We start from the raw sequence: 7,812 nt of genomic DNA, 5'->3' as shown, positions 1-7,812 counted from the left end.
GACCCGGAGACGGGGCGGGCGCTTGGGTAAAGGCGGGTCGTTCGATCGTATCAAGGCGCTAACGCGTGCCTCTCCCGTTTACGGGAGAGGTCGGAGACGCGAAGCGGCTCCGGGTGAGGGGGTTTTGTCGAGGCCGGGACCAGCCCTCACCCGGTCTCGCTGACGCGAGCCCGACCTCTCCCGCCAAGCGGGAGAGGCAACGCGAGAAGACGTTCGAGACCGTATCGCTCTTCGGCTGGGGGCAGGCTAAGCCCGCTCCTCAGCCCAGATCGCATCGAGCCCTTCGCGATAGCTCAGATAGGCGAGATGCACCCCGAGCTCGTCGATGATGCGGTCGATCTTCAGCCGCTTGCACTCGGAGTAGAACTCGCGGCCCAGCGGTGACAGGCCCGCCTGTTCGAACGGAATCAACGGCGGCGGCTCGATGCCGAGCAGCCGGGCGGCATGCTCGATCGGGTCGTTCGGGCTGGACGGGTGGCCATCGGCGACATTGTAGACCGCCCCGGGGCTCGGCGTGCGCATCGAGGCCATCAGCACCGTGCCGATATCGTCGACATGGATGCGGTTGAACACCTGGCCCGGCTTGTCGATGCGCCGCGCCCGGCCGTGCCGCAGCTGGTCGAGCGCGCTGCGCCCCGGCCCGTAGATCCCGGCTAGGCGGAACACCTGCACCGCCACGCCGGTGCTCTGGAACGCCGTGAACCAGGCACGCTCCGCCTCCAGCCGCTTCCAGCCGCGCGGCGAGCCGGGGGTCGGGTCGGCCGATTCGTCGATCCAGGCACCGCCGCGGTCGCCATAGACGGACGGTGTCGAGAGATAGCCGGCCCAGCCCAGCTGCGACAGCGCCCGCAGCGCCTCGGCCAGCGCCGGCACCACGGGGTCGCCCGACTCCTCCGGCGAGATCGACTGCACCAGATGCGTGGTCCCGGCCAGTGCGGCAGGGTCGAACGGCTGGCCCGGGCCGAAGGCATGGGCCTCGAATCCCTCGTCCCGCAGCCGTTCCAGCCGGTCGGCGTCGCGGGTGGTGCCGGCGACCTGCCAGCCGAGGTCGCGCAGCCGCCGCGCCAGCCGGGTCATGCTGTAGCCGAGGCCGAAGACGAAGAGTTTCCCAGGTCGCAGATCGTCCATCGGATGTCGCGTCGCTGTTGCCTTCCGGGGGAAGCCTATAGCAATGTGCCGGCCGGGACGTCGACGGTGCGTCCCGCGACGCCCCCGGGATGCCATCGGCAACGGGGTTCCATCGGACGGATAGATCCAAGCGATATCCGCGCGTGCCGCCCACCGTCCGCTGCCGGGACCCGTCCCGGCCGTGCCGGCATGGCGTGGAGCCAGGAGGGCATGATGGCGGGCAAGCTGGGCGTGATGATCTGCGGCCATGGCAGCCGGGACCAGGGGGCCGTGGACGAGTTCGCCGCCGTGTCCCTGCAGCTGCGCCGCCGCCTGCCGCAATACGAGGTCGATTACGGCTATCTCGAATTCGCCCGGCCGATCATCCGCGACGGGCTGGACCGGCTGCGCGCCAAGGGCGTGACCGAGGTGCTGGCGATCCCCGGCATGCTGTTCGCCGCCGGCCACGCCAAGAACGACATCCCCTCGGTGCTGAACACCTACCAGGCGCAGAACCCGGGCCTGACCATCCGCTACGGCCGCGACCTGGGCATCGACGTGAAGATGCTGCGCGCCGCCGGCGAGCGGGTGCAGGAGGCGATGGAGATCGCCGACGCCAAGCGCGAGGACGGGCCGATCGGCCGGCACGAGACCATGCTGGTGGTGGTCGGCCGCGGCGCCTCGGACCCCGACGCCAACTCCAACGTCGCCAAGGTGATGCGGATGCTGTGGGAGGGCATCGGCTTCGGCTGGGGCGAGACCGCCTATTCCGGCGTCACCTTCCCGCTGGTCGAGCCGGCGCTGGAGCATGCGGCCAAGCTTGGCTACCGCCGCATCGTCGTGTTCCCGTATTTCCTGTTCACCGGCATCCTGGTCGATCGCATCTACGACGCCACCGACGCCGTTGCCGCCCGCCATCAAGATATCGAGTTCGTCAAGGCCCGCTACCTGAACGACCACCCGCTGGTGCTGGAGACGCTGGAGGAGCGGATCGCCGAGATCCTCGCCGGCACCGGCAACATGAACTGCCAGATGTGCAAGTACCGGATGCAGGTGCTGGGCTTCGAGGCCGAGGTCGGCCTGCCGCAGGAGAGCCACCACCACCACGTCGAGGGCATCTCCGGCGGCCCGGCGCACCATCACCACGATCACGGGCACGACCACGATCATGGGCACCACCATGACCATGACCATGGCCACGACCACCATCACCACGGCGATCACGGCCACCATCACCATCATCACGATGGCGGCCATCACCACCACGAGCATGGCCACAGCCATGATCACGACCATGGCCATGGTCACAGCCACGATCATGGCCATCACCACCATCCCTATCCCCATGCCGATCATCCGCTGGGGCCGAAGAGCCTGAAGAAGGCCGGGTGAGGGGCGCGATGGCGCACGCTTATCTCCGCGACCCGGAGGCGATCTACCGCCAGTCCTTCGCCACCATCCGGGCCGAGGCGCGGCTGGAGCGGTTCCCGCCGGATGTCGCCGGGCTCGCGGTGCGGGTGGCGCATGCCTGCGGCATGGTCGAGGTGGTTGACGACCTGCTCTTCACCCCCGAGGTCGCCACGCGCGGCCGGGCGGCGCTGGCGGCCGGCGCGCCGGTGCTGGTCGATTGCCGCATGGTCGAGGCCGGCATCATCCGCTCGCGTCTGCCGGCGGAAAACGAGGTGGTGTCGCTGATCGGCGACCCGTCGCTGCCCGAACTGGCGCGCCGTCTCGGCACCACCCGCTCGGCGGCGATGGTCGAGCTGTGGCGCGACCGGCTGGAGGGCGCGGTGGTGGCGATCGGCAACGCCCCGACCGCCCTGTTCCGCCTCCTGGAGCTGCTGGAGGAGGGGGCACCGCGGCCCGCCGCCATTCTGGGCTTTCCGGTCGGCTTCGTCGGCGCCGCCGAATCCAAGGCGGCCCTGGCCGAAAGCAACCAAGCGTTCCTGACCCTGCCGGGCCGGCGCGGCGGCAGCGCCATGGCCTCGGCGGCCGTGAACGCCCTGGCGCGGGAGGGCATCTGATGGCCACCCCCTGGCTCTCGGTGATCGGCATCGGCGAGGATGGGCTGGCCGGCCTGTCGCCGGCCGCCCGCGCGCTCTATGACGGCGCCGAAATCGTGGTCGGCGGCAGGCGACACCTGGCGATGGTGCCGGAGGATGGGCGCCGCCGCATCCCCTGGCCGCCGCAGCTTGTGGCGCTGGTGCCGGAGATCGAGGCGCTGCGCGGCCGCCGCGTCTGCGTCCTGGCCAGCGGCGACCCGATGTGCTTCGGCGTCGGCGTCACCCTGTCGCGCCGCATCCCGATCGCCGAGATGGTGGTGCTGCCGGCGCCCTCCGCCTTCAGCCTGGCTTGCGCCCGGCTCGGCTGGCCGCTGGTCGATTCCCGCATGGTGACGCTGCACGGAAGGCCGCTGGAGCTGGTGGTGCCGCATCTGCAGCCCGGGGCGAAGATCCTGGTGCTCAGCGCCGACCGCACCACCCCGGCGCGGCTCGCCGACCTGCTGCGCCGCAGCGGCTGGGGCCGCAGCGGCTTCGCCGTGCTGGAGCGGATGGGCGGGGAGGCCGAGCGCCTCACCCGCGCCACCGCAGCCGATTGGGGCGATCGCGAGGTCGACGACCTCAACACCATCGCGCTGGACTGCGTCGCCGGGCCGGATACGCGGGTGCTGCCGGCCGTGCCGGGCCTGCCGGACGATGCTTTCGCCCATGACGGCCAGCTGACCAAGCACGAGGTCCGGGCGATGACCCTGGCGGCGCTGGCGCCGTCGCCCGGCCAGGTGCTGTGGGATGTCGGCACCGGAAGCGGCTCCATCGCGATCGAATGGATGCGCAGCGACCCGCGCTGCCGGGCCGTGGCGATCGAGCGCGACGACGGCCGCCTGGCCCTGATCGCCCAGAACGCGGCGGCGCTGGGCACGCCCTTCCTCAAGGTCGTGCGTGGCGAGGCGCCGGCGGCGCTGGCCGAGGACCTGCCGCGGCCGGACGCGGTGTTCATCGGCGGCGGCATCACCGCGGAGGGTGTGGTCGAAACCTGCTGGGCAGCGCTGCCGCCGGGCGGCCGGCTGGTCGCCAATGTGGTGACGGCGGAGGGCGAGGTGGCGGTGATCGGCCACCGGTCCCGGCTCGGCGGCAGCCTGTCCCGCATCGCCGTGTCCCGCGCCGAGCCGGTCGGCGGCTACCAGGGCTGGCGCCCGCTGATGCCGGTGACGCAATGGGCCGTCACGAAGCCGTGGGGGGCGGCGTGATGGAGCGGACACAGCCTTTTACCTCTCCTTGGGGAGAGGTCGGAATCGCGAAGCGATTCCGGGTGAGGGGGCGGCTCCGGCCCCTGGAGTCGCTCGCAATGACGACGCCGGCTCTCCCCCTCACCCTCCCGTCGCCTGCGGCGCCGGGCCCCTCCCTCTCCCCAAGGAGAGGGGAATGGGAGCATGCGGCTCTTCTTGCCCGGAGCGCCCCATGACCGGCACCCTGTACGGGCTCGGCGTGGGCCCGGGCGATCCGGAGCTGGTGACGCTGAAGGCGCTGCGGCTGCTGCGGGCGGCGCCGGTGCTGGCCTATCCGGCGCCGGATGTCGGGGACAGCTTCGCCCGCGCGATCGTGGCGCCGCACCTGCGGGGCGGCCAGACGGAGATCGCCATCCGCGTGCCGATGCGGGTCGATCCGGCCCCGGCCCGGGCGGTCTACGACGCCGCTGCGATCGAGATCGGCGGCCATCTCGACGCCGGCCGCGACGTCGCGATGCTGTGCGAGGGGGACCCGTTCTTCTACGGCTCCTTCATGTATCTGTTCGGCCGGCTGGCGGAGCGCCACCGGGTCGAGGTGGTGCCCGGCGTCTCCTCGCTGACCGCCTGCGCCGCCGCCACCGGCCTGCCGCTGGCCGCCCGCAACGACGTGCTGACCGTGTTGCCGGCGCCGCTGCCGGAGGAGGAGCTGCGGCCGAGGCTGCAGGCCGCCGAGGCCGTGGCCATCATGAAGCTCGGACGTCACTTCAAGAAGATATCTCAATTGCTTGAAGAAACTGGATTGTACGCCGATGCACGTTATGCCGAGCGGGCCACGCTCGGGCATCAGCGTGTGCTGAATCTGGCCGAGGTGGATCCCGACTCCGTGCCCTATTTCTCGATGATCCTGGCGCATCGGCGCGGGGCGGCGTGGCGATGACGGCGCTGATCACCCTGACCGCGAGCGGGCTCGCCACGGCCCAGCGGCTCAAGCCGCTGCTGCCGGGCGCGGCGATTCATGCGCCGTCCTGCCGCGTCACCGGCGCCGACATCGCCTTCGGCAAGCTGGCCGACCATCTGCGCACCCTGTTCGCGACGGGCGAGCCGATCATCGGCCTCTGCGCCGCGGGCGCGCTGATCCGCATCCTGGCGCCGCTGCTGTCCGACAAGCGTACGGAGCCGCCGGTGCTGGCGGTGGCCGAGGATGGCAGCGCCGTGGTGCCGCTGCTGGGCGGACATCACGGCGCCAACGACCTGGCCCGGCAGATCGCCGAGATCCTCGGCATCGCCCCGGCGATCACCACCGCCGGCGACCTGCGCTTCGGCGTGGCGCTGGACGATCCGCCGGCCGGCTGGCGGCTGTCGGAGACGAGCGATTACAAGAGCTTCGCCGCCGATCTTCTGGCCGGCGAGTCCGTCCGCCTCGACGGCGACATGCCCTGGCTGGCGGAGGCCGGGCTGCCGCTCGACCCGGCCGCGCGCAAGGTGATTGTCGCCAGCACCCGGGTCCTGCCGCCCGATCCCGACCGGCTGGTGTTCCATCCGACGGGGCTGGCGGTCGGTGTCGGCTGCGAGCGCGGCGCCGAGGCGGCGGAGATCGAGGCGCTGATCCGCGACACCCTGGCCGAGGCCGGGCTGGCGCTGGAGGCCGTGGCGGCCCTGGTCTCGGTCGACCTCAAGGCCGACGAGGCCGGGCTGCAGACGGCGGCGCGGGCGCTGGGCCTGCCGCTGCGGGTGTTCGATCCGGCGACGCTGGAGGCTGAGACGCCGCGCCTCGTCAACCCGTCCGAGGTCGTGTTCCGCGAGATCGGCTGCCACGGCGTGGCCGAGGCGGCGGCGCTCGCGGCAGCCGGTGAGGGCGGGCGCCTCATCGTCGAGAAGCACAAATCCCGCCGTGCCACCTGCGCCGTGGCCGAGGCGCCCGCGATCCTCGACCCCGATAGGATCGGCCGCAAGCGCGGCACGCTGGCGCTGATCGGCATGGGCCCGGGCCGGGCCGACTGGCGGGCGCCGGAGGCCGACCGGCTGATCGCCGCGGCCACCGACCTGGTCGGCTACAGCCTGTACATCGACCTGCTGGGTCCTGCCGCCGCCGGCAAGGCGCGGCACGACTACAGGCTGGGCGAGGAGGAGCTGCGGGTGCGCGCGGCGCTGGAGCTGGCGGCGGAGGGGCGGGACGTCGCCCTGATCTGCTCCGGCGACGCCGGCATCTACGCCATGGGCAGCCTGCTGTGGGAGCTGATCGAGCGCGGCGGCCGTCCGGACTGGCGCCGGGTCGAGGTCACCACCGTGCCCGGCGTCTCGGCGATGCAGGCGGCCGCGTCCCGCATCGGCGCGCCGCTGGGCCATGATTTCTGCGCCATCTCGCTGTCCGACCTGATGACGCCGTGGCCGGCGATCGAGCGGCGGATAACGGCGGCGGCGCAGGGCGACTTCGTCGTCGCCTTCTACAACCCGGTGTCGCAGCGCCGCCGCTTCCAGCTGGCGCGGGCGCGCGAGATCCTGCTGGCACACCGCCCGGAGGCAACGCCGGTGGTGCTGGGCCGCAATCTCGGCCGCGACGGCGAGACCCTGACCGTCACCACGCTGGGTGAGCTCACCGTGGAGATGGTCGACATGCTGACCCTGGTGCTGGTCGGCTCCTCGGAAAGCCGGGCGCTGGTGCTTGGCGACGGCACCCCGCGCGTCTACACGCCGCGCGGCTATGGCGACAAGCCGGAGGCGCAGCGGGCATGACCGTGCATTTCATCGGCGCCGGCCCCGGCGACCCGGACCTGCTGACCCTGCGGGGGCGCGACCTGATCGCCCGCTGCCCGGTCTGCCTCTATGCCGGCTCGCTGGTGCCGGAGGCGGTGGTGGCGCATGCGCCGGCGGACGCCCGGGTGATCGACACCGCGTCGCTGCATCTCGACCAGATCATCGCCGAGATCGAGGTTGCCCATAGCAAGGGCCAGGATGTCGCCCGGGTGCATTCCGGCGACCCGTCGCTGTACGGCGCGATCGCCGAGCAGATCCGCCGGCTGAAGGCGCTGGGCATCCCCTACACCATCACCCCCGGCGTGCCGGCTTTCGCGGCGGCTGCCGCCGCCCTGGGCACCGAGCTGACCCTGCCGGATGTCAGCCAGACCGTGATCCTGACCCGGACCACGATGAAGGCCTCGGCCATGCCGCCTGGCGAGGAGCTGGAGACGCTGGGCCGGTCCGGCGCCACCCTGGCGATCCATCTGTCGATCCGCAACATCCCGGCGGTGCGCCGGGCGTTGGAGCCGACCTACGGCGCCGACTGCCCGGTGGTGGTGGTCTACCGCGCCACCTGGCCGGACCAGCAGATCATCCGCGGCACCCTGGCCGACATCGGCGCCCGGGTGCGGGAAGCGAAGATCACCCGCACCGCGCTGATCCTGGTCGGCCGCGTGCTGGGCGGCGACACCGAATTCACCGACAGCGCCCTCTACGACCCGGCGCAGAATGGTTCGCGGAAG

At 72.0% G+C, this 7,812-nt stretch carries 7 protein-coding genes; 6 read left to right on the top strand and 1 reads right to left on the bottom strand.

The window, feature by feature from the left end; all coding sequences use genetic code 11:
• Nucleotides 1-246: 246 nt before the first annotated feature.
• Nucleotides 247-1,128: an SDR family oxidoreductase gene (locus tag ABDW35_RS27030; RefSeq protein WP_343716956.1), complete on the bottom strand. Its 882-nt coding sequence runs from the start codon at nucleotides 1,126-1,128 to the stop codon at nucleotides 247-249.
• A 213-nt stretch (nucleotides 1,129-1,341) separates the two neighbouring features.
• On the opposite strand from ABDW35_RS27030, the gene ABDW35_RS27025 reads away from it, so the two are divergent.
• The 6 genes from ABDW35_RS27025 to cobM all read left to right on the top strand — a co-directional run.
• On the top strand, nucleotides 1,342-2,499 hold the full coding sequence (locus ABDW35_RS27025) for a sirohydrochlorin chelatase (protein ID WP_343716955.1): 1,158 nt from the start codon (nucleotides 1,342-1,344) through the stop codon (nucleotides 2,497-2,499).
• A gap of 8 nt (nucleotides 2,500-2,507) precedes the next feature.
• Nucleotides 2,508-3,131, top strand: a complete 624-nt coding sequence (locus ABDW35_RS27020; protein ID WP_343716954.1) for a precorrin-8X methylmutase — start codon at nucleotides 2,508-2,510, stop codon at nucleotides 3,129-3,131.
• A complete protein-coding gene (gene cbiE / locus ABDW35_RS27015) occupies nucleotides 3,131-4,354 on the top strand; it encodes a precorrin-6y C5,15-methyltransferase (decarboxylating) subunit CbiE (protein WP_343716953.1) in 1,224 nt (407 codons plus the stop codon). Before ABDW35_RS27020 ends, cbiE begins: the two co-directional genes overlap by 1 nt.
• Before the next feature lie 211 nt (nucleotides 4,355-4,565).
• Nucleotides 4,566-5,270, top strand: coding sequence for a precorrin-2 C(20)-methyltransferase (gene cobI, locus ABDW35_RS27010; protein WP_343716952.1), 705 nt, complete (start codon nucleotides 4,566-4,568; stop codon nucleotides 5,268-5,270).
• Complete coding sequence (gene cobJ / locus ABDW35_RS27005; RefSeq protein ID WP_343716951.1) at nucleotides 5,267-7,066, top strand: precorrin-3B C(17)-methyltransferase; 1,800 nt, start codon at nucleotides 5,267-5,269, stop codon at nucleotides 7,064-7,066. The genes cobI and cobJ overlap by 4 nt, the downstream gene beginning before the upstream one ends.
• Nucleotides 7,063-7,812: precorrin-4 C(11)-methyltransferase (cobM, locus tag ABDW35_RS27000; RefSeq protein WP_343716950.1), on the top strand; the 750-nt coding region annotated here is incomplete at its 3' end. The genes cobJ and cobM, both read left to right, overlap by 4 nt.

It is taken from the genome of Inquilinus sp., from assembly GCF_039594555.1.
Taxonomy (GTDB): domain Bacteria; phylum Pseudomonadota; class Alphaproteobacteria; order DSM-16000; family Inquilinaceae; genus Inquilinus.
The sequence above is the reverse complement of the archived record's forward strand: the minus strand, read 5'-3'. Positions and strand labels throughout refer to the sequence as shown.